The sequence below is a fragment of the Pseudomonas sp. BF-B-30 genome, from assembly GCF_019956305.1.
In the GTDB taxonomy this organism is placed as follows: domain Bacteria; phylum Pseudomonadota; class Gammaproteobacteria; order Pseudomonadales; family Pseudomonadaceae; genus Aquipseudomonas; species Aquipseudomonas jessenii.
In genome coordinates, this window is record NZ_JAHBDG010000010.1 from 16,426 (window position 1) to 40,238 (window position 23,813).

Consider the following 23,813-nt stretch of genomic DNA (forward strand, 5'->3'; position numbering starts at 1 on the left):
CGATGCGCTGAATTAAGTTCAGGCTACGGGTAACTTTAAACAGCGTCCAATCGCTTGTTCCGATGTGCCGATTGGTGATGTCTATCAAACTGGGCAAACATGCCCGGTTCGGTTTTATATAAAGCCGAAACTTGATCAGTCAGTCCGGCTGAATAACGTTCGTGCTTCGGCGAAACACTTTTCGGCAATCGCCGAACGCGGTTCGGTCTTGCGCATCACCAGGCCCAGGGGCGCGAGTACGCTGGCGTCCGGCAATTCGATGAACGCCAGGTGTTCGATGGGCTCTTCCAGGCCACTGTCCAGCGGCATGATCGCGCAGCAGAAACCCTCGTGAATCGCCTGCAGCAACTGGTAAGTCGAATCGCTTTCCAGGATCGGTTGCGGGTCCAGTCCGCGGCTGCGAAAGCTCAGGTCGATGGATTTGCGGTAGTGCATGCCGTTGCTGAGCATCCCCAGCGGCAGTTCGGCGGCGTCCTCCCAGCTCATTTGCGTGCCGTCGAAATGGAAGTGGCGATTGTCGTACAGCAGGCCGACGCGGGTTTCGCCGATCTCGAAAAACTCGAAATAGCTCGGGTTGACGTGATCGAGGTAGCACACGCCCAGGTCCAGCTGATTGTTGCCAAGGCCCTCGATGATCTGGTCGGAACTTAAAGACGACAGGCTGTACTTGAGCTCGGGAAAGCTGCGGGACAGGCCCTGAATGTAGGTGACCGGGTTGAAGCTGCTGAGGGGTACCAGCCCCAGGCGCAGGTTGCCCACGAGCTGGCCCCGGCACGCGGCGGCCTCGGCGAAGAGCCCGTCGTGGGCGGCCAGCAGGGTCCTGGCCCACGCCAGCACCCGTTCGCCGGCCTCGGTAAAACCCTCGAAGCGCTGGCCTCGGGTGACCAGCACCAGGTCCAGTTCATCCTCAAGGTTGCGCAGGCGCATCGACAGCGTGGGCTGGGTGATGTGGCAGCGCGCGGCCGCCTGGCCGAAGTGGCGGGTCTGCTCCAGGGCGATCAGGAACTTGAGTTGTTTGATGTCCATGACGGCACCTGCTGGCGGGGAGTGAAGGGTTAAGTATTGACTCAGGTGCGCAAGACACAAGGCGAGGCAGAAATCGTGAGCCGAGACGATCTCATTGTCTTCGGTGTGCGTCCAATCACTGCTATCTAAGGTGTTATCGACGGGCTCTATCATTGCTGTTGTTTCTGGTCTTTTTATATTGATAGATTGGCTCGATAGTCTGGTTGGTTAGAGTGATTAGACACGGCTTGAATTATCGAATTAGTCTCCGGAAGTCATTTAATCAATATCTGCCGGAGAACCCCATGAGCGTCAAACCGGATGCATTGTTTATACCCCTGAATATTGCCGTGTTGACCGTTAGCGATACCCGCGAATATGCCAATGACACCTCCGGCCAACTACTCGTCAGTCGTTTGCTGGAAGCCGGCCACACCCTCAGCGAGCGCAACCTGCTCAAGGACGACCTGTACAAGATCCGCGCGCAGGTGGCGAACTGGATTGCCGACGACGGCATCCAGGTGGTGCTGATCACGGGCGGCACCGGGTTTACCGGCCGCGACAGCACACCCGAGGCGGTGGCCTGTTTGCTGGATAAACAGATCGAAGGCTTCGGTGAGCTGTTCCGGGCGATTTCGATCCTCGACATCGGCACCTCGACGGTGCAGAGCCGGGCATTGGCCGGGCTGGCCAATGGCACGCTGGTCTGCTGCCTGCCGGGTTCCACGGGTGCCTGCCGCACCGCGTGGGAAGGCATCCTCGCCGAGCAACTCGACGCGCGCCACCGGCCGTGCAATTTCGTACCGCACCTCAAGCCTATGCAGGCTTGCGGGACGCGGGGATGAGCTATTCACCCTTGATGTCGGTGGCGGATGCCATCGAACGGTTGCTGACAATGGCCGAGGCACAGAGGATTGAAGACAGTGAAGCGGTGCCGCTCAGTGCCGCACGGCAACGGGTGTTGGCCAACGACCTGGTGGCGACCCTCGATCTGCCGCCGTGGCCGAACAGCGCCATGGACGGCTATGCCCTGAATGTCGACGGTTGGGACGGGGCACCGCTGACCGTGTCGCAACAGGTATTTGCCGGTCACGCCCCCGAAGCCCTGGCACCGGGAACCTGCGCGCGGATCTTCACCGGCGCCCCGGTTCCGCCGGGTGCCAACGGCGTGGAGATGCAGGAGAACACGCAAGTACTGGATGACGGACGTATCCGCTTCAAGCAGCCATTGAGCGCCGGCAGTAACATCCGCACGCAAGGTCAGGAGAACCGCGTCGGCGATGTGCTGCTGCGCGCCGGCAAGCGCCTCGGTCCGTTCGAACTGGCGGTCGCGGCAGCGCAGGGCTGCACCCATGTGCAGGTCGTGCGGCGACCACGGGTGGCGTTGCTGTCCACCGGCAATGAACTGGTCGATCCGGGCACACCGCTCAAGCCCGGCAGCATCTACAACAGCAACCGCACATTGTTGAGCCATTGGTTGAATGCGTTGGGTTGCGAGGTCATCGAGGCCGGCATTCTCCCCGACGAGCCACGCCAGACGCGACTCAAGCTCGAACAGCTGCGACACACGGCGGACCTGATGCTCAGCACGGGCGGCGTGTCCGCCGGTGACGCCGACTGCCTCGGCCAGGTACTGCGCGAGTGCGGCAAGCCGTTGCTGTGGAAACTCTCGATCAAACCCGGCAAGCCATTGACCGTGGGCCACTTCGGCCGCGTGCCGGTGATTGGCCTGCCGGGCAATCCGACCTCGGCGTTGGTCACTTTCGGTCTGTTGGCCCGGGTTTATCTGTTGCGAATTCAGGGGGTCGAAGACGTCGAGCCTTTGAGCTTCCCGGTCAGGGTCGGCTTTGCCTGGCCCAAACCTGGAAGCCGCCGCGAGTACCTGCGGGCGAAACTCGAAGCCGGTCGCGCGGTGCTCTATCCGAACCAGAGTTCCGGCGTGTTGCTGGGCGCATCCTGGGCCGATGGGCTGGTGGAAGTGCCGGAAGGTTGCACGCTGGAAGCTGGCGACACGGCGCGGTTTATTCCCTTCAGCGAGCTGTTCTGAATACACCTGAAATACCTGTGGGAGCGGGCTTGCTCGCGAAGAGGCCGGCACATTCAACAGAGAGGTTGACTGACCTGACGCCTTCGCGAGCAAGCCCGCTCCCACAGGTTTTGCGTTTTTCCTGAAAATCAGTTCAACACAAAATCCACCGGCTCCAGTTGCGGTGGCAGTTCCGTCACACCCAGGGCCGTCAGCACATCGCGCTCGATATTGCGCACGATGGCATCGGTGGGCAGGTCGTTTTCGTCGCGGCCGAAGGGGTCTTCCAGTTCATCGGCAATCGCATCCAGGCCGAAAAAGGTGTAGCTGACAATCGCGGTGAAAATCGGTGTCAGCCAGCCCAGGGGTTCGGCCATGGCAAAGGGCAAGAGGATGCAGAACAGGTAGATGGTGCGGTGCAGCAGCAGGGTGTAGGGGAAGGGTAACGGGGTGTTCTTGATCCGTTCACAGACGGCCTGGGCATGGGTCAGGCTGGTCAAATGGTTGGCCATGAGCGTGTAGCGCCAGTCGTTGATCGCCCCGGACTCGTTGAGTGACGAGCACTGTTGACCGACCTGCATCAGTATCTGCCCGCTGATGTCCGTGGTGTTGCCCTTGGGCATCGGGTGCAGCCAGTCGCCACTGGCGGCCATCTCGTTTTCCTGGCGCAGGCGCGCGTTGAGGGCATGGGCGAAGCCGCAGAGGTTGCTGAGGATCGTGTGGCGCTCAGCGGTGTCCTTGATCATCAGGGTTTCACGAATCATCGAGCGGATCTCCACGATCACATCGCCCCAGGCCTTGCGCGCTTCATACCAGCGGTCGTAGCAGGCGTTGTTGCGAAAGCTCATGAAGATCGACAGCGACAAACCCAGCAGCGTGAAGGGCGTGGCGCTGACCTTGGAAAAGTAGCTGGGATGCAAGGTTTCGATGAGCACGATGGCCGAGGCGAGCAGCGTCACCATCAGGCTGCGCCAGGCGATGCGTTTGGCAATCGAACCCTTGAGGGACGTCAGCACGCCGATCAGGTTGGGTTTGGGTCTCACGATCATGGGTTTCAGCCGCCCGTCATGTTCATGAAGCGAATGACCTGAACATCGTCGTTCACTTCGAAGTTGTGTCGATAAGGCTTGAGTTTCATCGCCTCGATAATGGCTTTTTCCAGGCGCTCGGGCTGTCCGGGGTGGCTGCGCAAGACCGCCTTGAGATCCACGGAGTGCTCATTGCCCAGGCACAGCAGCAGGCGTCCCTCCACGGTCAGCCGCACCCGATTGCAGGTGCCGCAAAAGTTGTGGCTGTGGGGTGAGATGAACCCCAGGCGAATCTGCGGCGCCTCGGCCAGGCGCCAGTAGCGCGACGGACCCTGGGTCGACTCGGCGGAATCAATCAAAGTGTAGCGTTCGGCAATGCGTTCGCGGACCTTGCTACTTGCGAAAAACGATTCGGCGCGGCTGTGCTCGTCGATGGTGCCCAACGGCATTTCCTCGATGAAGGAGATGTCGAGGTTACGGTCGATGGCGAAGCTCACCAGATCATTGATCTCATGGTCGTTGCGGCCTTTCATGACCACGCAATTGAGCTTGGTGTTGCGAAATCCCGCCTGGTTGGCCGCGTCGATGCCTTTGATCACCTGCGCCAGGTCACCGGTGCGGGTCAGTTCGCGAAAACGTTGCGGGTCCAGGCAATCGAGGCTGATGTTGAGGCGCTTGACCCCGGCTTCGAACAACGGCCCGGCCAGTTTGGCCAACTGCGAACCGTTGGTGGTCATGCACAGTTCACGCAGGCCGGGCAGGGCGGCGATCTTCTCGCACAACTGCACCACGCCCGGACGGATCAGCGGCTCGCCCCCGGTCAGGCGGATCTTGCGGGTGCCCAGCGCCACGAAGCTTTGTGCCAGTTGATAAATCTCTTCCAGGGTCAGCACCCGTTGGCGGGGCAGAAACTGCATGTCCTCGGCCATGCAATACACGCAACGGAAATCGCAGCGGTCGGTGACCGACATCCGCAGATAGTCCACGCGCCGGGAGAATCCATCGATCAAGACTTGTTCTGACATGACACCCTCGCTTGGCACGCATTGAATGAATGTTCCGTGTAGGAGCGAGCCTGCTCGCGATGGTCGTTAACGATTACGCGCGCTTGCTGGCTGAACGCGGTGCTCTTGAGTCCATCGCGAGCAGAACTCGCTCCTACAAAAAATGCGCTGAAAACGGGTTTATTGAGCGCAGATGTAGGAGCGAGCCTGCTCGCGATGGTCGTAAACGATTACGCGTGCGTGCTGGCTGAACGCGGTGCTCTTGAGTCCATCGCGAGCAAGCTCGCTCCTACAAAAAATGCGCTGAAAACGGATTTGTTGAGCGCAGGTGTAGGAGCGAGCCTGCTCGCGATGGTCGTTAACGATTACGCGTGCTTGCTGGCTGAACGCGGTGCTCTTGAGTCCATCGCGAGCAAGCTCGCTCCTACAAAAAATGCGCTGAAAACGGATTTGTTGTGCGCAGATGTAGGAGCGAGCCTGCTCGCGATGGTCGTTAACGATTACGCGCGCTTGCTGGCTGAACGCGGTGCTCTTGAGTCCATCGTGAGCAGAACTCGCTCCTACAAAAAATGCGCTGAAAACGGATTTGTTGTGCGCAGGCTAAGAGCAACTTGTCGGCCCGTCCAATCACTATTAGTAACCGGTTGATCGAGTGCATCTATGATGGATCAGATAGCAGCATTAACGGCTGTTTAAATCTTATAAATCATTGATAAACAACAATAAATATCAATGATAAATATCCTCGATCATGTGGTCGTAAATAGCGATTAGACAATAATTATTCCCTGTTCATATGCTTTCTCCGTCAAACGATCAATGGCCTGAATCAGGTCACGGAGAAGTACCATGTCTCAAGTCGACCGCTACAAACCCTACAAAGGTGCCGCCGCTGGTTGGGGCGCGCTGATTGCTGTTACCAAAAACTGGCTGGGCAGTGAAAACGCGCTGAAGAATATTCGCGCCATGCTCAAGACCAACCAGAACGGCGGGTTCGATTGCCCCGGTTGTGCCTGGGGCGAGTCGCCGGAAAACGGCATGGTCAAGTTCTGCGAGAACGGCGCCAAGGCGGTTAACTGGGAAGCCACGGGCCGTTTGGTCGACCCGGCCTTCTTCAACAAATACAGTGTCTCGGCGCTGGCCGAGCAGAGCGATTACTGGCTGGAGTATCAGGGTCGCCTGACCCACCCGATGCGCTATGACGCGGCCACCGACCGTTACGTGGAAACCACTTGGGACGAAGCGTTCGCGCTGATCGCCCGGCACCTCAACGCGCTGGAATCGCCGGATCAGGCCGAGTTCTATACCTCGGGCCGGGCCAGCAACGAAGCCGCCTTTCTCTATCAGCTGTTCGTCCGGGCCTACGGTACCAACAACTTTCCGGACTGCTCCAACATGTGCCACGAAGCCAGCGCGGTGAGCATGATCGAAAGCCTCGGCGTGGGTAAAGGCACCGTGGTGTTCGACGACCTGGAACATGCCGATGCGATTTTCGTCATCGGTCAGAACCCCGGCACCAACCACCCGCGGATGCTTGAACCGTTGCGCGAAGCGGTCAAGCGCGGTGCCCAGGTGATCTGCATCAACCCACTCAAAGAGCGCGGGCTGGAGCGCTTCCAGCACCCACAGCACCCGATCGAAATGCTGCTGAACGGCTCCGAGCCGACCAACACAGCGTACTTCCGCCCGGCACTGGGTGGCGACATGGCGGTCATGCGCGGCATGGTCAAGTTCCTGCTGCAGTGGGAGCGCGAAGCTCAGGTCAGCGGCGGCGAACCGGTGTTCGACCATGAGTTCATCGCCGAACACACCTCGGAGATGGGCGCCTACCTGGGCGAAGTCGACGCAACCAGTTGGGAGCACATCGAGCAGCAGTCGGGCATGCCATTGGCGGACATCGAACTCGCCGCCCGCATGTACGCCCGGTCCAAGCGGGTGATCATGTGCTGGGCGATGGGCCTGACCCAGCACACGCACTCGGTGCCGACGCTGCAGGAAGTCATCAACCTGATGCTGCTGCGCGGCAACGTCGGCCGTCCCGGCGCAGGCCTGTCACCGGTTCGCGGTCACAGTAACGTGCAGGGCGACCGCACCATGGGCATCAACGAGCTGGCGCCCACCGATTTGCTCGATGCCCTGGAAAAACGCTTCTCCTTCAAGCCACCTCGCGAGCACGGTCACAACACCGTGATGGCGATTGGCGCGATGGAGCAGGGGCGTTCGAAAGTGTTTATCGCCCTGGGTGGCAACTTCGCCCAGGCCACCCCCGACACGCCACGCACCCACGCCGCGTTGCGTAAATGCGACCTCACCGTGCACATCGCCACCAAGCTTAACCGCAGCCATCTGGTCACCGGCCGTGAAGCGCTGATCCTGCCGTGCCTGGGCCGCACCGACATCGATATCCAGGCCGAAGGGCCGCAAGGCGTCACCGTGGAAGACACCTTCAGCATGATCCATATCTCCCACGGTCAACTGAAACCGAAGTCGAAACACCTGCGCTCCGAGCCTGCGATCATTGCCGGCATCGCCGCCGCGACACTGGGCAAGCACCCGATCGACTGGAACTGGGCCATCGGCGACTACGGTCGCATCCGCAACATGATTGCCGACACCATTCCCGGTTTCGAAGATTTCAACCATCGCTTGCTGCATCCGGGCGGTTTCCACATGCCCAACGACGCGGCCAGGCGCATCTGGAAAACCGCCAGCGGCAAGGCCCAGTTCACTCCGAGCGTGCTGCCGGAGCACCTGATCAGCGAGGGCGTGCGCAACCTGACGGTCAAGCCACACCTGATTCTGCAGACCATGCGCTCCCACGATCAGTACAACACCACGCTGTATGGCCTGGATGACCGTTATCGCGGGGTGTACGGCATGCGCGACGTGGTGTTCGCCAACGAGCAGGACATTCGCCGGCTGGGTTTTGAGCCCGGGCAGAAGGTCGACCTGGTGGCGCTGTGGGACGACGAGCGCGAGCGTCGGGTCAGCGGTTTCACCCTGATCGCCTACGACATTCCGGCCGGTCAGGCAGCGGCGTACTACCCCGAGACCAACCCGCTGGTGCCGCTGGAAAGTTACGGTGACCGCACCTTCACCCCGACTTCCAAGTTCATCGCCATCCGGCTGGAGCAGGCGAAGGCCAGCAACCTGATTTCGACTTCCGCCGCGTAGCACCGGGGGCGGCCGGGTGCCGCTCACCTAACCCTTTCGACTTGTGTTGGCTGCAGGCCCCCCGGCCTGACGGTGGCCCGGCCGTGTGCCGCCGTTTTTCAGCCGCAATGAGGATATCGACATGTTTAACCTGGAGGCACTGGACCTGGCGCGCATTCAATTCGCGTTCACGGTTTCGTTCCATATCATCTTTCCCGCCATCACCATCGGGCTGGCCAGTTTCCTGGCGGTGCTCGAAGGGCTTTGGCTGAAGACCCACAACGACACCTACCGCGATCTCTACCATTTCTGGTCGAAGATCTTCGCCGTCAACTTCGGCATGGGCGTGGTCTCGGGGCTGGTCATGGCCTACGAGTTCGGCACCAACTGGAGCCGTTTCTCCGACTTCGCCGGCAGCATCACCGGGCCGTTGCTGACCTATGAAGTGCTCACGGCGTTCTTCCTCGAGGCCGGTTTCCTCGGGGTCATGCTGTTCGGCTGGAACCGGGTAGGGCGCGGCTTGCACTTCTTCTCGACGGTCATGGTCGCCATCGGCACCCTGATTTCGACCTTCTGGATTCTTGCGTCCAACAGCTGGATGCAAACGCCCCAGGGCTTCGAGATCGTCGACGGTCGGGTGATGCCGCTGGACTGGCTGGCCATCGTGTTCAACCCGTCGTTCCCGTACCGCCTGGCGCACATGGCGATTGCCGCTTTCGTGGCCACGGCATTCTTTGTCGGCTCGTCGGCGGCGTGGCACCTGCTGCGCGGCAACGACACCAAACAAGTGCGCAAGATGCTGTCGATGGCGTTGTGGATGGCCTTGATCGTCTGCCCGATCCAGGCGGTGGTCGGTGACGCCCACGGCTTGAACACCCTGGAACATCAACCGGCGAAGATCGCTGCCATCGAAGGGCACTGGGAAAACAACGGGAGCGAAGCCACGCCCCTGGTGCTGTTCGGCATCCCCGACATGCAGGCTGAGAAAACCAGGTACGCCATCGAGATTCCGTACCTGGGCAGCCTGATCCTGACCCACAGCCTCGACAAGCAGATCCCGGCGCTCAAGAGCTTCCCGAAAGAGGACCGACCCAATGCGACGGTGGTCTTCTGGAGTTTCCGCGTCATGGCCGGGCTGGGCATGTTGATGGTGCTGGCCGGCGTGCTCGGCCTGGCCCTGCGCCGCAGCGGCGCCATCTACCGCAATCGCTGGTTCCTGCGCCTGATGTTGTGGATGGGCCCAAGTGGCCTGATCGCCATGCTGGCCGGGTGGATCACCACCGAAGTCGGGCGCCAGCCGTGGGTGGTGTATGGCCTGTTGCGTACCGCCGATGCCGCGTCCAATCACAGCGTCGCGCAGTTGAGCATCTCGCTGGCGCTGTTCGTGGTGATCTATTTCTCGGTGTTCACGGTGGGCATCGGCTACATGATGAAACTGGTCGGCAAAGGACCACAGCCCCATCACGGGCATCCGGTCGACGGGCACTCCGATCAGCTGGTCACACCGCGCCGGCCGCTGTCCGCCGACGCAGAAATTCTCGAAACCGACGCCCGCGTCAATTGAAGGAAGGGAGTTGAGTCATGGGTATTCAAGGTATCGATTTATCGCTGATCTGGGGCGTGATCATCGCCTTCGGCGTGATGATGTACGTGATCATGGACGGCTTCGATCTGGGGTTGGGCATTCTGTTTCCGCTGATCCCGGATGCGAAGGAGCGCGATGTGATGATGAACACCGTGGCACCGGTCTGGGACGGTAACGAGACCTGGCTGGTGCTGGGCGGCGCGGCGCTGTATGGCGCGTTCCCGCTGGCCTATTCAGTGATTCTGGAAGCGCTGTACCTGCCGCTGATCCTGATGTTGTGCGGCTTGATCTTTCGCGGTGTGGCGTTCGAGTTCCGTTTCAAGGCCAGCCCTGAAAAGCGTCATGTCTGGGACATGGCGTTCATCGGCGGTTCGCTGCTGGCGACCTTTTCCCAGGGCGTGGTGATCGGCACTTACATTGCCGGCATCCCGGTGGTCGATCGCCAGTTCGCCGGCGGTTCGCTGGACTGGCTGGCACCGTTTCCGCTGTTCTGCGGTGTCGGTCTGATCGTCGCTTATGCGCTGCTCGGCAGCACCTGGTTGCTGGTCAAGACCGAAGGCATGCTCGAATCGCGGATGCGCCTGTTCACCCGGCCCCTGGCCTGGCTGCTGTTGGCGGTGATTGGTGTGATCTGTGTGTGGACGCCCATCCTCCATCCGGAAATCGCCACGCGTTGGTTTGCCCATGCGCACCTGGCGGTGTTCGGAGGCCTGGCGCTGCTGGCCTTGCTGGCGATGTTCGGCTTGCTCAGGACCCTGCGCCAACGTCACACCCATTGGCCGTTCGCCTTCACCCTTATGCTGGTGTTCCTGGGTTACATCGGCCTGGCGTTCAGTATCTGGCCGAACATCGTGCCGCCGTCGATCAGCCTGTGGGCAGCGGCGTCACCGCCAACCAGCCAGTTGTTCATCCTGATCGGCGCGCTGTTCATTCTGCCGATCATCCTGATGTATACGGTCTGGAGCTATTACGTATTCCGCGGCAAAGTGAGGATTGGCGATGGCTACCATTGATTCTTGTGAACGGGCACCTTGGTACAAGCGACTTGGGTGGCTGGTGGTGATCTGGTTGGGCAGTGTGGTTGCCTTAGGCGTGGTGGCGGGGGCATTGCGGATGTTGATGCATGCGGCTGGGATGAGTAGCCACTGATGGCCAGTCATTTAAGAGTTCCAGTTCACTTTGATGCGTATGTATGGATTGGATTGGGTGAATATCCAATCCTGCGGTAACGGCCACCTATGGTTCCGCTCTTACAGCGGGTCACTTGGAAAAGCGGAGCGCCGCCCGGCCCCAAGTAACCAAGGGGTCTTGCCCCTGACGTTCGGTGCCTCGCTCCGGTCCTGCTCCGTGGGCCCGCCGCCATCGGCCATCCATGGCCGGCGGCGGCTAACCCGGCATCCATGCCGGGTTGCCCACTACGCAGAACCTCCGCTCGGCCTCACGAGGGGGCGTGTACCGCAAAAAGCGCCCGAGGCGGCCTATCGGCCGGCCTGATCACAATTGAAGTCGTTTCCCTGTAGGAGCGAGCTTGCTCGCGAAAAACGCCAGGACAACGCGGGCATTCAGACAACCCGCGTTATCGTTGACGTCCATCGCGAGCAGGCTCGCTCCTACAGGTACGAGGTAGCTCGGGCTTTTGATTTTGATCTGTCCCATCGGCCTGCCTGCCCGATCGCAATTGAGCTCGTTTCCGTGTAGGAGCGAGCTTGCTCGCGAAAAACGCCAGGACAACGCGGGCATTCAGACAACCCGCGTTATCGTTGATGTCGCTTCGCGAGCAAGCATCGCTCCTACAGGTACGAGGTAGCTCGGGCTTTTGATTTTGATCTGCCCCATCGGCCTACCTGCCCGCAATTGAGCTCGTTTCCGTGTAGGAGCGAGCTTGCTCGCGAAAAACGCCAGGACAACGCGGGCATTCAGACAGCCCGCGTTATCGTTGACGTCCATCGCGAGCAGGCTCGCTCCTACAGGTACGAGGTAGCTCTGGCTTTTGATTTTGATCTGTCCCATCGGCCTGCCTGCCCGATCGCAATTGAGCTCGTTTCCGTGTAGGAGCGAGCTTGCTCGCGAAAAACGTCTGAACAACGCGGGCATTCAGACAGCCCGCGTTATCGTTGACGTCCATCGCGAGCAGGCTCGCTCCTACAGGTACGAGGTAGCTCGGGCTTTTGATTTTGATCTGCCCCATCGGCCTGCCTGCCCGATCGCAATTGAGCTCGTTTCCGTGTAGGAGCGGGCTTGCTCGCGAAAAACGTCTGAACAACGCGATCAAGCAGACAACCCGCGTTATCGTTGGTGTCCTTCGCGAGCCAGCATCGCTCCTGCAGGTGCCCCGTTGGATGGCCCGTCCGCGGCACATTCAGAGTCTTGTCATTACTGCGCCCCAAACATCGCCGTCCAGTAAATCCCCGCATCGCTCTTCGGATCGGTCGCGTAAGCCGCGCCCAGTTCGCGGAACTGTGGGTTCATCAGGTTGGCGCAATGGCCGGGGCTGGCCAGCCAGCCTTCGACCACCTTGTGTGCGGTGTCTTGGCCGGCGGCGATGTTTTCGCCGATCTGCTGGAAGTCGTAGCCGGCCAGTTCCGCGCGGTCGCCCGGGGTGCGGCCATCGCGGTCCTTGTGATCGAAGTAGTTGTTGTTGGCCATGGAGCGGGCGTTGCCTTCGGCGGCGGTGGCCAGCGCGGCGTTCCAGGCCAGCGGTGGCGCGGCGGCGAAGGATTGCGCGCCGCACTGGCGTGGCCGGGTGCGTGCGGCGTTGAGTTCGGTGAGCAGCTTCTGGCCTTCGGCCTGCGCGTCGCCCAGGCGTGCGCTCAACAACGGCCGTGCGACGACGATGCGCCATTCACGGTCCTGGCGGCTGACGCCGACATCGACGAATTGCGGGTCGAGGACGATCTGGCAAAAGCTCTCCTGAATCGCCTTCATCGCCGAGGCGGCATCGCGAGGCCCGGACAGGCTGATGGCTTGCACATTCTTCATGGGATAACCGGCAGTGACCATGGCCTGCTGCAGATTACCGATGTTCGGGGCGGTCAGCACCAGGCGCGGGTCGGCCGACAGGGGTGGCAGCTCCGATGAAGCCTGGCCTGCGCAGCGCTGCGGTTGGCTACGGTAGACGTTGATCGATTCGATCAATTGCGCTTCGTCGGCCGCGACGGCGTTGGCGGCGAATACCAGGCTCAGTGATACACCGGCCAAACGCATTGCGGATGAAATGAAACCCATGAAAATCCCCCTTGAGCAGATTGCGCCCATGATGCGCGAAGTTGGCCCATTTAAGACAACGGATTTATCCAGAGTGTAGTGGGGTGGGCGAAATCATTTCACTACTAGACTCAATTGAACCACTCACCATGTGACACCGACCATGCGCTTCGACTGGATCGCCACCTGCCTCGCCCTGACGTTGCTTGCCGGCCCGGTATCCGCTACGGATCAAGCGCAAAAGCAGGAAGCGGCCGAGAACAAGGCCGAGGTGCTGGAACACAAAGCCGCCGAGAGCAACAACCCGGCACCAGCGCCCAAGGCAGAAGCGATTACCCCGTCAGAAGTCCAGGCTGTCGACCCGGCCGGCGCCGCGCCGCTGGACGATGCGATCACCTGCCTGGCCCGGTCCATTTACTGGGAAGCCAAGGGCAAGGACGCCGCCGACATGGAGGCGGTGGCCAATGTGGTCATGAATCGCCTGGGCCACGAGGGCTTTCCGGACACGGTGTGCAAAGTGGTCAAGCAGGGTTCGGAAACCAAGAGTTGCCAGTTTTCCTGGTGGTGCGACGGTAAATCCGATTCGGTCCAGGAGGAAGTGCCTTACGCGATGGCCAAGGAAATCGCGCGCAAGGCCCTGAACAAGGAACTGCCGGATCGCACCCAGGGTGCCCTGTATTTCCATGATCGTACCGTCAAGCCGGATTGGGCCAGGCAATACATCAGGACCGTGGATATCGGTTTGTTCCGGTTTTACAAACCCCATGGCGGATCGGCCAGATAACCACGGTGTTTTCGGCCGGATATTTTATTTTTTCGAGGTGGCGCGAGGCGTTATCCAAACTGAAATGTGTCTGTTTTATAAGCTTCATAACGCAACCGTGCGCGAATGAAGCCATAAGCAGGGACTACACATGAAGTTGACGAGGGTCCGGATCAGTCATCTCGCGTCGATCGCGGCGCAGTCGCCGGCGCGTTTCCCATGACCGTACTGGTCACCGGTGCGGCCGGTTTCATCGGCTTTCATACGGTCCAGCGCTTGTGCCGCGAGGGGCAGGAGGTCGTTGGTATCGATAACCTCAACGACTATTACGACGTGGAACTCAAGCACGCACGTCTCAACGTGCTGGAGACTCTGCCGGGTTTTCGCTTCCGGAAAATGGACATCGTCGACAAACCTGCCCTGATGAGCCTGTTTCAACAACACGCTTTTACCGAGGTGGTGCACCTGGCGGCCCAGGCCGGGGTGCGCTACTCGCTGGACAACCCGGATGTCTACGGGCAATCGAACCTGGTGGGTTTCCTCAATGTGCTCGAAGCCTGTCGGCACCATCGCCCCGAGCACCTGATCTACGCCTCGAGCAGTTCGGTGTACGGCGCCAACAGCAAGATGCCGTTCAGTGTCGAGGACCCGGTCGATCATCCCGTTTCGCTGTACGCCGCCAGCAAGCGCGCCAATGAACTGCTGGCTGAAAGTTACTGCCATTTGTATGGCCTGAAAGCCAGTGGCCTGCGCTTCTTTACCGTCTACGGCCCTTGGGGTCGCCCGGACATGGCGCTGTTCAGGTTTACCGACGCCATCCTCAAAGGCCTGCCCATCGACATCTACAACCAGGGGCAGATGTACCGCGACTTTACCTTTGTCGACGACATTGTCGAAGGGATCGCCCGACTGCGGCCAAGGCCTCCGGTGCCGGAAGGCTCTGTCGCCGGGGTCAACCGGATCTTCAACATCGGTCGCGGCATGCCGGTGGCATTGCTGGATTTCGTCGAGTGCCTGGAATCAGCCCTGGACCTGCAGGCCCGGCGCAACTACCTGCCAATGCAGGCCGGTGACGTGGTCAAGACTTGGGCCGATGTCTCGGCGCTGGCCGATTGGGTGGGCTTCAGCCCGCAGGTGACGCTGGAAACCGGCGTCGGTGAATTCGTGAAGTGGTATCGGCAGTTCTATCAGATTTGAAGCGTTCGCCTCTGATCTCGAACAATCAAAAAAGGCGAGAGAGCCCCCATGAGCCAAGACATTTTTGTATCCGTACTGATTCCCGCCAAAAACGAAGCGAACAACCTCAAGCCATTGCTTGAAGAAGTCCGCGTGGCGCTGGCCGATGAGGCTTACGAAATCATCGTGGTCGACGATGGCAGCACCGATTCGACCCTGCAGGAACTGCGGCAGATCCGCCAAAACGGCTTGAACACCTTGCGCATCCTGCATCACGAGCGGTCGCTGGGGCAGAGCACCTCGCTGTACCACGCGGCCCGTGAGGCACGCGGGCAGTGGCTGGCGACCCTCGATGGCGACGGCCAGAACGACCCGGCGGACATTCCCGGCATGCTGGCGCTGGTGCGCGGCGAACCGGGCAAGGTCGATGTACAACTGGTGGCCGGGCACCGGGTCAATCGCCGTGACACCGCGAGCAAGCGCTACGCCTCGCGGTTCGCCAACAACCTGCGCCGGCGCCTGCTCAAGGACGCCACCCCGGACACCGGTTGTGGCCTGAAGCTGATCGAGCGCGCGGCGTTCTTGCGTCTGCCGTACTTCGACCACATGCATCGCTATATTCCGGCGCTGATCCAGCGTCATAACGGGCGCATGATCGTGCACCCGGTCAACCACCGTCCGCGCACGGCCGGGGTGTCGAAATACGGCAACCTCGACCGCGCGCTGGTCGGCATTCTTGACCTGATCGGCGTCTGGTGGCTGATCAAACGCACACGCCTGAACACCCAGGCCCAGGAGCTCGAAGGATGATTCTGACCCGTGAAACCCTGTGGTTGCTGGTCGGCTTTGCCGGGCAGGCTGCCTTTACCGGGCGGTTTGTCTTGCAGTGGTTGTACAGCGAGTACAAGAAACGCAGCGTGATCCCGACCAACTTCTGGTACCTGAGCATCGTCGGCAGCACCTTGTTGCTCGCCTACGCCATTTACCGCCAGGACCCGGTGTTCATCGTCGGGCAGGCGTTTGGCTCCCTGGTCTATTTTCGCAACCTGCAATTGATTGCCAAAAGCAGAAGCGCAAAGGAATAAGCAATGCGTAGATCGTTGTCGCCCAGGGTCGAGTGCCTGGGCCTGATGCTGCTTGCCCTGTTGCTGATCGGCGCGGGCATGGGGCTGCGTCAGGCTCAGAATGTGGACGAGGAGCGTTTCCTCGGTGTCGCGCTGGAGATGCTGCAGAACGGCTCGTGGCTGATCCCGCACCGGGCCGCCGAGATCTACGGCGACAAGCCGCCGATTTTCATGTGGACGGTGGCGTTCTTCACCTGGCTGACCGGCAAACCCAACATCGCGCTTTATATCCCGGGACTGTTTTCGGCGGTGACGGTCACGGCGATGGTCTATGACCTGGGCCGTCGCCTGTGGACCCAGCGTACTGGGCGCAACGCCGCGCTGTTGTACCTGGCGACCTACCAGACCTACAGCATCCTGCGCACCGGTCAGATCGACAGTTTCTTGATTCTGTTCACCTCCCTGGGCCTGTACGGTCTGGCACGGCACCTGCTGCTGGGACCTGCGTGGCGCTGGTTCTACGCGGGCTGCGCGGCCATGGGCATTGGCGTGATCACCAAAGGTGTGGGTTTCCTGCCGGCGCTGTTGCTGATTCCCTACGCCTATGGGGTGCGCAAAGGCTGGCCCGGTGTGGTGGCGATGCCGGGCGAGGCGCGCAAGTGGTTGCTCGGGTTTGCGCTGATGCTTGGCGCCATCGCGATCTGGCTGTTGCCCCTGGCCTTGTCCATCCTCTTCAATGGCAGCGCGGACGAAGTTGCCTATGCACGGGAGATCCTCCTGCGCCAGACCGCGGGCCGCTATGCCGCCGCGTGGCATCACCGCGAACCGTTCTGGTATTTCTTCACCAACGTAATCCCGCAGTATTGGCTACCACTGGTGCTGGTGCTGCCATGGCTGGTGCCGGCCTGGCGCCGTCAGTTGCAAAAACGCGACGGCCGGGTCTTGGTGTTGCTCGGTTGGGTGGTGCTGGTGGTGCTGTTTTTCTGCATCAGCACAGGCAAGCGCAAGTTGTACATCTACCCGGCGCTGCCTGGGCTGGTGCTGGTCGCCGCGCCGTTGATCCCGTGGCTGCTCAGGCGCTGGTTCAAACGGCACCCGCGTATGCGTCGGGTGTTCCCGGCATTGGTGGCGACCTGGTTCGCGTTGTGGTTCGCCCGTGGTTTCATCGAACCGCTCAAGGACGGCACCAACGTTGATCAGGTGCTCATGACCCAGGCGGCGTCCATGACCCGGGGTGCCGATCTGGTGCTGGTCAACTGGGAGGAGGGGCACTGGTTGTTCGCCCGGCAACCGATCGTGCATTTCGGCATGGACAATTCGACCATCGAAAAGGCCGCGCTGTATCTGCGCGAACACCCCAAGGCCTACGCATTGGTGCCGGATGACGTACTGAAGCAGTGCTTCAAACCCGAAGCGGCCCGTGAATTGGGGGAAAACGCCCGGGCGAACTGGTCGATCGTGGGCGCGGATGCCGACAACGGCAAATGCCTGCCGCAAGAGGCCGGCAAAGCCTATCGGTTCACCTGGATTGACCCGCACATGCCATTGGCGCCTGCGCAGGTAGCCAATCCCTGAGGGGGATTTGTAGGAGCCGGCTTGCCGGCGATGGACTCAAATGCGCCGCGTTTATCCAGCTCACGCGCGTTATCGTTAACGACCATCGCTGCGATGCGGCGACCCGACAAGCCAGCTCCTACAAGAGACCGCGTTTGAGTCGAAAATGAAGTGACTTCCAAACCAGTCTTCGTTCGTCGCCTGTCACTGACTGGCGTCCAGCACCACGCGGTAGCGCGCCTTGCCACTGCGCAAGTGATCGATGGCCTCGTTGACGCGACTCATGGGAAACATCTCGACCTGCGGCACAATCTGGTGGCGTGCGCAGAATTCCAGCATGGTCGCGGTGTTGGCGGGCGAGCCGACCGGTGAGGCGGACATGGTTTTTTGCTGGGGAATCAGCTCGAACACATGCATCGGTATGGCATCGGGCACGACGCCGACAAAGTGCAGGCGACCCTTGCCGCGCAGGGTGGCGAGCATGGCGCTCCAGTCGAGGTTGGCGTTGGCGGTGACCAGCAGAAAGTCCAGGGTGCCGGCAATGGCATTGAGCGCATTGGTATCGGTCGAGGCGACCACCTTGTGTGCGCCCAGGCGCCTGGCTTCGTCCTGCTTGCTCAGCGATGAGGTGAACGCCGTGACTTCGCAGCCCCAGGCGTTGAGAAAACGCAACGCCAGGTGACCGAGACCGCCAATACCCACCACGCCGACCCGGTCAGTGGGCTTGATGCCGAATTCCATCAGCGGGTTGAACACGGTCGAACCGGCACAGAACAGCGGCCCGGCCATTGCCGGATCGAGTCCGGCCGGGATCGGCAGGGCCCAGGCCCAGTGCGAACGAATGCGGTCGGCAAAGCCGCCGTTGCTGCCGATGATGGTCGGTTGCACGGTGCGACACAGGTTATGGGAACCTTCGATGCACGAGGTGCAATGCATGCAACTGCCCTTGTACCAACCGATGCCCACCCGTTGCCCCATTTCCAGACCGCGAACCTGGTCGCCCAGCCGCACGATACGGCCGACCACCTCATGGCCGGGAATAAACGGGTAGTGGCTGATACCCCAATCGTTGTCGATCAACGACTGGTCGGAGTGGCAGACGCCGCAATACTCCACGGCGACTTCCACCTCGTCGTTGCCCAACGGACCGGGATCGTAGCTGTAGCGTTCCAGCGGCGCGCCCGCTGCGGTGGCGGCCCAGCCGGTAAAGGTGGTGAGTTCGCTGCTGTCGCTCATGGGATACCTCCAGATCAGAAGTCAGGGGTCATGACCGCTTTGGTGCCGCGGCGGAGCGAGGAAAGTGTAGCGGGTTGCCGGCGTTCCATCGGGTGCGAGCCTGGATACATGAAAATACAAAGGCGCCCGATGTGGACACAGTGCAGATACATGAGCGCGGTTTCATGGGGCAGGTCCCACGCATACAGAGAGATCAGTCATGTTCCGCAAACTGCAGCAGGTTGCCAGATTGTTCAGCCAGAGCGCCCGATTGATGGTGGGCGTTCCCGAGTACGACAACTACGTGGCACAAATGGCCCGCAACCGTCCGGGCGAGCCAGTCATGAGCTATGAGATGTTTTTCCGCGAACGCCAGGAAGCGCGTTTTGGCCGGGGCAAATGCAATACGCGGTGTTGTTGAAGGCGTTGGGCGTATACGCGGTTTGAAAGAATCCGACGCATACGCCCGTCATGGTCACAACGGCCTAATCGAGTGGCTTGCCGGCCGTTTCCTTGACCATCGCCAGCCCGATCAAGGTCAGGCACAGGCACGCCATGACATACAGCGCCGGGGCGTTGTTATTGCCGGTCAGGCCGATCAAACCGGTGGCGAAAAACTGCGCGAAGCCGCCGAACACCGAGACACCCAGGCAATAGATGATCGATAACCCGGTGGCGCGAATCGCCCTTGGGAACAGTTCAGTGACCAACACCAGGGTCGGCACGGTGATCAACACCAGCAACAGGGTGGTGACCAACGAGACGGCCAGCAGCATGCCGAGCGTCGGGAACTGGTTCATCAGCATGAACGCCGGATAGATCAGCAACAGCATCGGGATACTGCCCAGAGCGATGGTGCGGCGCCGGCCGATACGGTCGCTGAGCCGGCCGGCCCAGATCGACAGGCTGATCTGCACCAGCGCGCCGAGGCAGGCGGCGGTGGTGCCCATGGTCATCGGCAGGTGCAGCACCGTGACCGTGTAGTTGGTCATGTAATCGAGCACGATGTAGCTGGACGCGGTGCTACCGATCACCAACAGCACCCCGGTCACGATCAGGCGACGGTAGCCGGTGAAGATCACCCGCACGCTGGAGAACGCTTCATGACCTTGTTCGGCGGCGGTTTCCTTGAGGTGACGACGGATATAAATGCCGACCGGGATCACCAGCATCCCGAGGGCAAACGGCACCCGCCAACCCCAGCTCTCCAGCGCCTCGGGCGGCAGGGACGAGCTCAGTGCCAGGGCCACCAGTGCGCCGAGCAGAAAGCTCAAGCCCTGGCTGAACAGCTGCCAACTGCCGTAGAACCCGCGGCTTCTGTCATCGGCGTGTTCCATCAGCATTGCCGTAGAGGCTCCGACCTCACCGCCGATGGCGAAGCCCTGGATCAGGCGTGCCAGCACAATGATCAACGGTGCGAAGACGCCGATCTGCGCATAGGTGGGGGCGATGGTGAACAACAGCGAACCCAGCGCCATCAGCCACAGGGTGAGCATCATCGCCGGTTTGCGCCCGACCCGGTCGGCATAGGCGCCGAGTACCAGGCCACCGATGGGGCGCATGCCGAAACCGACACCAAAGGTCGCCAGGGACAGCAGCAATTGCCCGAGCGTGCTCTCGACCGGGAAAAACTGGCGACCGATCAGCGTGGCGAAGAAGCTGTAGACGGAAAAATCGTAGAACTCGAGACCGGAGCCGATGGTGATGGCGGCGATGGCTTTCGCACCAATCGGCTGCCGGGTCGCAGCGGTATCAGGCATGGCGGTAGAAACGGGAGTGGACATTTGACGAACTCCAGAAGACGAGGGCGATAGGGATGAGGTCAGGCCAGGAAGGTCTCGACCAGCCGCACCCAGTAGCTCGCACCTGTCGGCAGGCAGTCATCGTTGAAGTCGTAGCCGGGGTTATGCACCATGCAGCCGCCTTCGCCATCACCGTTGCCGATCAGCAAATAACAACCGGGGCAACGCTCCAGCATCACGGCGAAATCCTCACTCCCGGTCAGCGGTTGCATGTTCGCGATCAAGCCGTCTTCGCCCACCCAATCAAGCGCTACTTGCCGGGCGAACTCGGTGCTTTCGGGATGATTCAACAGAGCCGGGAAGCGTTGCGCCTCGTCGACCGTCACCGTGGCGCGGGCGCCGAAACTCGTAGCCTGGGCCTCGGCCACGGCGGTGATCCGTACAATCAGCTCGTCACGCACCTGCGCCTTGAGCGCACGCACGCTCAACTGCAACTCGGCGTGATCGGGAATCACGTTGGCGGCAATCCCGGCGTGGAACGCGCCGACGGTCACAACCGCTGTGTCGAGCGGCGCGACATTGCGCGTGACAATGCTTTGTAATGCCATGACGATGGCCGAGCCGGCCAGTACCGGGTCAACGGCCTTGTGCGGCATGGCGCCGTGACCGCCAACGCCGTCGACCCGAATGGTCACGGTGTCGGTCGAGGCCATGAACGGGCCAGCGAGGAAGCCCAGTTTGCCCACCGGCAGTCCTGGCATGTTGTGCATCGCGAACACCGCGTCGCAGGGGAACAGCTCGAACAGACCGTCATCGAGCATGCGCCGAGCGCCGCCGTCGCCTTCCTCGGCCGGCTGGAAAATCACCACCAGCGAGCCGTCGAACTCTCGGCTCTCGGCCAGGTAACGGGCGGCCGCCAGCAGCATCGCCGTGTGCCCGTCGTGACCGCAGGCGTGCATCACGCCTTCGTGGCGGCTGGAGTAGGGCAACCCGGTCTGCTCGATGATCGGCAGCGCATCCATGTCGGCGCGCAGGCCGATCGTTTTGCCGCTGGAGCCTTGGCGCAACAGCCCGACCACACCGGTGCCGCCCAGGCCGCGATGTACCTGGTAACCCCAGGCCTGGAGCTTGCTCGCCACCAGGTCAGCGGTGGCGAACTCTTCAAAGCTCAATTCCGGATGGGCGTGGATGTGTCGGCGCAGGGCGATCATCTCTTCTTCGAGTGCACGAATGCCGGGCAGGGCGGGCAAATCGGTCATCAGATTCTCCTCGTTTTTATTGGTCGTTTTCGGCTGTTGGACTGATACCCTGTGATGCTAATGAGTTGGCGAATGTCGCGGCAGTCGCAAAAAAGGTGGGCTGAAAACCGCTGGTTTACACCCTGGTGCATCAGGAGGAAGGGATGAAGCTGCATCAATTGCGGGCGCTGGTGATGATTGCCGACTGCGGCAGCATTCGTGCGGCGGCGCGGCAACTGGGGGTGTCGCAGACGGCAGTGGCCAAGGCGTTGCGCGAGCTGGAGGAACACTTGAACCTGCCACTGCTGTTGCGCAATGCCAGCGGTGTGGTGCTGACCACCTACGGTCAGTCACTGTTGCAGCATGCGCGGCAGATGCTCAGCCAACTCGAACGCGCGCAACTGGAACTGGCACACCTGAGCGACCAGGCCGAAGGGCAGTTGCGCCTCGGGATTTCGCCGTGGATGGGCATGACCTTGTTACCCGAGGTCGTGACGCTATTCCGCCAGCGCATGCCACGGGTACGCCTGGAGATTTTCGAAGGCTTGATGGCGGTGACGTTGCCGCGATTGCGCGACGGCACCATGGAGTTTGCAGTGGGGTTGGTGTCATCACTGCTGCCGCGCCCGGAGTTCGTCAGCGAGCAGATTCTGTCTTACCGCATGGCCGTGGTGGCCCGCCATGAGCATCCACGGCGCGACAGCCGCTCGATCCACGATTTGCTGGATCAGGATTGGGTGGTCAACTACCCGGATGCCAGCCATGAAGGTTTGATGACCGAGTTGTTTTGGCAACACGGTGCGCAGATCGATATGCAACACATCCACCGCGCGCATTCACCGCAGTTGACGCTTTCATTGGTGGAGCAGACAGACATGCTCAGTTACTTCCCGGAGCCGATGCTCACCATCCCGGGCTACCGCGAACGGGTGGGGCGCCTGGCGCTGGCGGAAACCTTCGCCACCGACACCATCGGCATCGTCACCCCGCGCAATGCCCAGTTGGGGGTCGCCGGGCAATGCTTCGTCGACTGCCTGTTCCAGGTCATCCGCCGCCGCGCCCGGTCGACACGGCCGGAAGATGTCGAACTGTTCGATACGCTGGAACTGTTGATTTGAGGGTCGCTTCACAGATCCAGATCGATCACGAAGGCATCATCGAAATCAGGATTTTCATTGATGCCATTCTTGGCATAGCCCCGGGGGTTGCAGACCACGCGGGTGTTACCCACTCGATAATCAAAGCTGCCATGGGTATGGCCATGCAGCCACAGTGCCGGCTGCCAGTCCTTGATCCGCGCTTCGAGGTCCGAGACAAAGCTTGAGTTGATCGGCGAACCGGCAAAGGTCGGGCTGATGCTCGACTTTGTCGGGGCGAAATGAGAGACCACCACCGTGGGTGTGCTGCTGTCGCGGGTGAAGCAGTCTTCCAGCCAGGCGACCGTCTGCAGAAACACCAGCTGGGAAATGGCCGGCGTGAACAGGTCAGGGAAATCGGGGGCGATCTTGATGTGGCTGAAGTCACGAATCAGCCGGGTCGCCAGATCGATGCCCAGCGCCCGGTCCTCGGGGCCGTCGAGAAGGCGATAGTCAGACCACAAGGTGCAGCCGAGAAAACGCACGCCGTCGTGGACGTACTCCGAACGTTCCAGAACGTGGATCTGCGTACCTTGCGTCAGGCTGTTCAACTGTTCGTAGGTGGAGACCAGGTCACTGCCATAAAACTCGTGATTGCCTGCCACGTACAGCAATGGAACCGGGCAGGCTCTGGCCCACTCGATGGCCTTGGCCGGCCGGGCGATGTCCCCGGCGAGCACGACAATATCGGCATCCACGACGGGAAACGGGATCGTGTTGACGGACAGGTGCATGTCGGACAGCAAGGCGATGCGCATGGATCAACTCCGGCGTGTCGTTAAGGGCAGGTCATCAACTTACGCGTAGATAACCCGTTGCCACAAGTCTGCCGCCCACAGTTTTGATCTTCAGTGAAAGCTGATCCAACGACCTGCCACCATCCCTCTGGAGGCGTTCAAACGCTTACCTGACTGGCATTG

At 61.0% G+C, this 23,813-nt stretch carries 22 protein-coding genes; 14 read left to right on the forward strand and 8 right to left on the reverse strand.

Annotation, left to right across the window (positions count from 1 at the left end; genetic code table 11):
* Nucleotides 1–135: 135 nt before the first annotated feature.
* Nucleotides 136–1,026, reverse strand: a complete 891-nt coding sequence (locus KGB29_RS06120) for a LysR family transcriptional regulator (RefSeq protein ID WP_090456130.1) — start codon at nt 1,024–1,026, stop codon at nt 136–138.
* A gap of 284 nt (nt 1,027–1,310) precedes the next feature.
* On the opposite strand from KGB29_RS06120, the gene moaB reads away from it, so the two are divergent.
* Both moaB and glp read left to right on the forward strand, forming a co-directional pair.
* Nucleotides 1,311–1,850, forward strand: coding sequence for a molybdenum cofactor biosynthesis protein B (gene moaB, locus KGB29_RS06125; RefSeq protein WP_150814417.1), 540 nt, complete (start codon nt 1,311–1,313; stop codon nt 1,848–1,850).
* Nucleotides 1,847–3,052: a gephyrin-like molybdotransferase Glp gene (gene glp / locus KGB29_RS06130; RefSeq protein WP_150814418.1), complete on the forward strand. Its 1,206-nt coding sequence runs from the start codon at nt 1,847–1,849 to the stop codon at nt 3,050–3,052. Before moaB ends, glp begins: the two co-directional genes overlap by 4 nt.
* A gap of 128 nt (nt 3,053–3,180) precedes the next feature.
* Here glp and KGB29_RS06135 read toward each other — a convergent pair whose 3' ends face one another.
* Complete coding sequence (locus KGB29_RS06135) at nt 3,181–4,080, reverse strand: bestrophin family protein (protein ID WP_150814419.1); 900 nt, start codon at nt 4,078–4,080, stop codon at nt 3,181–3,183.
* Between the two features lie 5 nt (nt 4,081–4,085).
* Nucleotides 4,086–5,084: a GTP 3',8-cyclase MoaA gene (gene moaA, locus KGB29_RS06140; protein ID WP_150814420.1), complete on the reverse strand. Its 999-nt coding sequence runs from the start codon at nt 5,082–5,084 to the stop codon at nt 4,086–4,088.
* A 105-nt stretch (nt 5,085–5,189) separates the two neighbouring features.
* Between moaA and KGB29_RS06145 the strand changes: the two genes are divergently transcribed.
* The 5 genes from KGB29_RS06145 to KGB29_RS06165 all read left to right on the forward strand — a co-directional run bounded on the left by KGB29_RS06145 (nt 5,190) and on the right by KGB29_RS06165 (nt 10,950).
* Nucleotides 5,190–5,711, forward strand: coding sequence for a hypothetical protein (locus KGB29_RS06145; RefSeq protein ID WP_218543904.1), 522 nt, complete (start codon nt 5,190–5,192; stop codon nt 5,709–5,711).
* A gap of 201 nt (nt 5,712–5,912) precedes the next feature.
* Complete coding sequence (locus tag KGB29_RS06150; RefSeq protein WP_150814422.1) at nt 5,913–8,237, forward strand: FdhF/YdeP family oxidoreductase; 2,325 nt, start codon at nt 5,913–5,915, stop codon at nt 8,235–8,237.
* A gap of 121 nt (nt 8,238–8,358) precedes the next feature.
* A complete protein-coding gene (locus tag KGB29_RS06155) occupies nt 8,359–9,780 on the forward strand; it encodes a cytochrome ubiquinol oxidase subunit I (protein ID WP_150814423.1) in 1,422 nt (473 codons plus the stop codon).
* A gap of 17 nt (nt 9,781–9,797) precedes the next feature.
* A complete protein-coding gene (gene cydB, locus KGB29_RS06160) occupies nt 9,798–10,814 on the forward strand; it encodes a cytochrome d ubiquinol oxidase subunit II (RefSeq protein WP_150814424.1) in 1,017 nt (338 codons plus the stop codon).
* Nucleotides 10,801–10,950 carry a DUF2474 domain-containing protein gene (locus tag KGB29_RS06165; protein WP_150814425.1) on the forward strand — a complete coding sequence of 50 codons (150 nt, stop codon included), beginning with the start codon at nt 10,801–10,803 and terminating at the stop codon, nt 10,948–10,950. Before cydB ends, KGB29_RS06165 begins: the two co-directional genes overlap by 14 nt.
* A 1,224-nt stretch (nt 10,951–12,174) precedes the next feature.
* Here KGB29_RS06165 and KGB29_RS06170 read toward each other — a convergent pair.
* On the reverse strand, nt 12,175–13,026 hold the full coding sequence (locus tag KGB29_RS06170; protein ID WP_150814429.1) for a CAP domain-containing protein: 852 nt from the start codon (nt 13,024–13,026) through the stop codon (nt 12,175–12,177).
* Nucleotides 13,027–13,168: 142 nt separating this feature from the next.
* On the opposite strand from KGB29_RS06170, the gene KGB29_RS06175 reads away from it, so the two are divergent.
* The 5 genes from KGB29_RS06175 (at nt 13,169) to KGB29_RS06195 (ending at nt 17,583) form a co-directional block, all read left to right on the forward strand.
* Nucleotides 13,169–13,789 (forward strand): cell wall hydrolase, encoded by a 621-nt coding sequence (locus KGB29_RS06175; RefSeq protein WP_150814430.1) that lies wholly within the window; start codon nt 13,169–13,171, stop codon nt 13,787–13,789.
* Nucleotides 13,790–13,987: 198 nt separating this feature from the next.
* Nucleotides 13,988–14,965, forward strand: coding sequence for an NAD-dependent epimerase (locus tag KGB29_RS06180; protein WP_150814431.1), 978 nt, complete (start codon nt 13,988–13,990; stop codon nt 14,963–14,965).
* A 48-nt stretch (nt 14,966–15,013) separates the two neighbouring features.
* Nucleotides 15,014–15,754: a glycosyltransferase family 2 protein gene (locus KGB29_RS06185; RefSeq protein ID WP_150814432.1), complete on the forward strand. Its 741-nt coding sequence runs from the start codon at nt 15,014–15,016 to the stop codon at nt 15,752–15,754.
* Complete coding sequence (locus KGB29_RS06190; protein ID WP_095945709.1) at nt 15,751–16,029, forward strand: lipid-A-disaccharide synthase N-terminal domain-containing protein; 279 nt, start codon at nt 15,751–15,753, stop codon at nt 16,027–16,029. Before KGB29_RS06185 ends, KGB29_RS06190 begins: the two co-directional genes overlap by 4 nt.
* A gap of 3 nt (nt 16,030–16,032) precedes the next feature.
* The gene (locus tag KGB29_RS06195) at nt 16,033–17,583 is read left to right on the forward strand and encodes an ArnT family glycosyltransferase (protein WP_150814433.1); all 1,551 of its coding nucleotides are present in this window, start codon (nt 16,033–16,035) and stop codon (nt 17,581–17,583) included.
* A gap of 183 nt (nt 17,584–17,766) precedes the next feature.
* On the opposite strand, the gene ahr is transcribed toward KGB29_RS06195, so the two are convergent.
* A complete protein-coding gene (ahr, locus tag KGB29_RS06200; protein ID WP_150814435.1) occupies nt 17,767–18,798 on the reverse strand; it encodes an NADPH-dependent aldehyde reductase Ahr in 1,032 nt (343 codons plus the stop codon).
* 199 nt (nt 18,799–18,997) lie between these two features.
* Here ahr and KGB29_RS06205 point away from each other — a divergent pair, with 199 nt between their 5' ends.
* A complete protein-coding gene (locus tag KGB29_RS06205; protein WP_150814436.1) occupies nt 18,998–19,198 on the forward strand; it encodes a YbdD/YjiX family protein in 201 nt (66 codons plus the stop codon).
* 64 nt (nt 19,199–19,262) lie between these two features.
* Here the strand turns inward: KGB29_RS06205 and KGB29_RS06210 are convergent, their stop codons facing one another.
* Together KGB29_RS06210 and KGB29_RS06215 are read right to left on the reverse strand one after the other, a co-directional pair.
* Complete coding sequence (locus tag KGB29_RS06210; protein WP_090456097.1) at nt 19,263–20,561, reverse strand: MFS transporter; 1,299 nt, start codon at nt 20,559–20,561, stop codon at nt 19,263–19,265.
* A gap of 38 nt (nt 20,562–20,599) precedes the next feature.
* Entirely contained in the window at nt 20,600–21,778 is a 1,179-nt protein-coding gene (locus KGB29_RS06215; RefSeq protein WP_150814437.1) for a M20 aminoacylase family protein, read from the reverse strand.
* Between the two features lie 143 nt (nt 21,779–21,921).
* On the opposite strand from KGB29_RS06215, the gene KGB29_RS06220 reads away from it, so the two are divergent.
* On the forward strand, nt 21,922–22,875 hold the full coding sequence (locus KGB29_RS06220) for a LysR family transcriptional regulator (protein WP_090456093.1): 954 nt from the start codon (nt 21,922–21,924) through the stop codon (nt 22,873–22,875).
* Nucleotides 22,876–22,883: 8 nt separating this feature from the next.
* On the opposite strand, the gene KGB29_RS06225 is transcribed toward KGB29_RS06220, so the two are convergent.
* Nucleotides 22,884–23,651 carry a metallophosphoesterase gene (locus KGB29_RS06225; protein WP_150814438.1) on the reverse strand — a complete coding sequence of 256 codons (768 nt, stop codon included), beginning with the start codon at nt 23,649–23,651 and terminating at the stop codon, nt 22,884–22,886.
* Between the last annotated feature and the right edge of the window lie 162 nt (nt 23,652–23,813).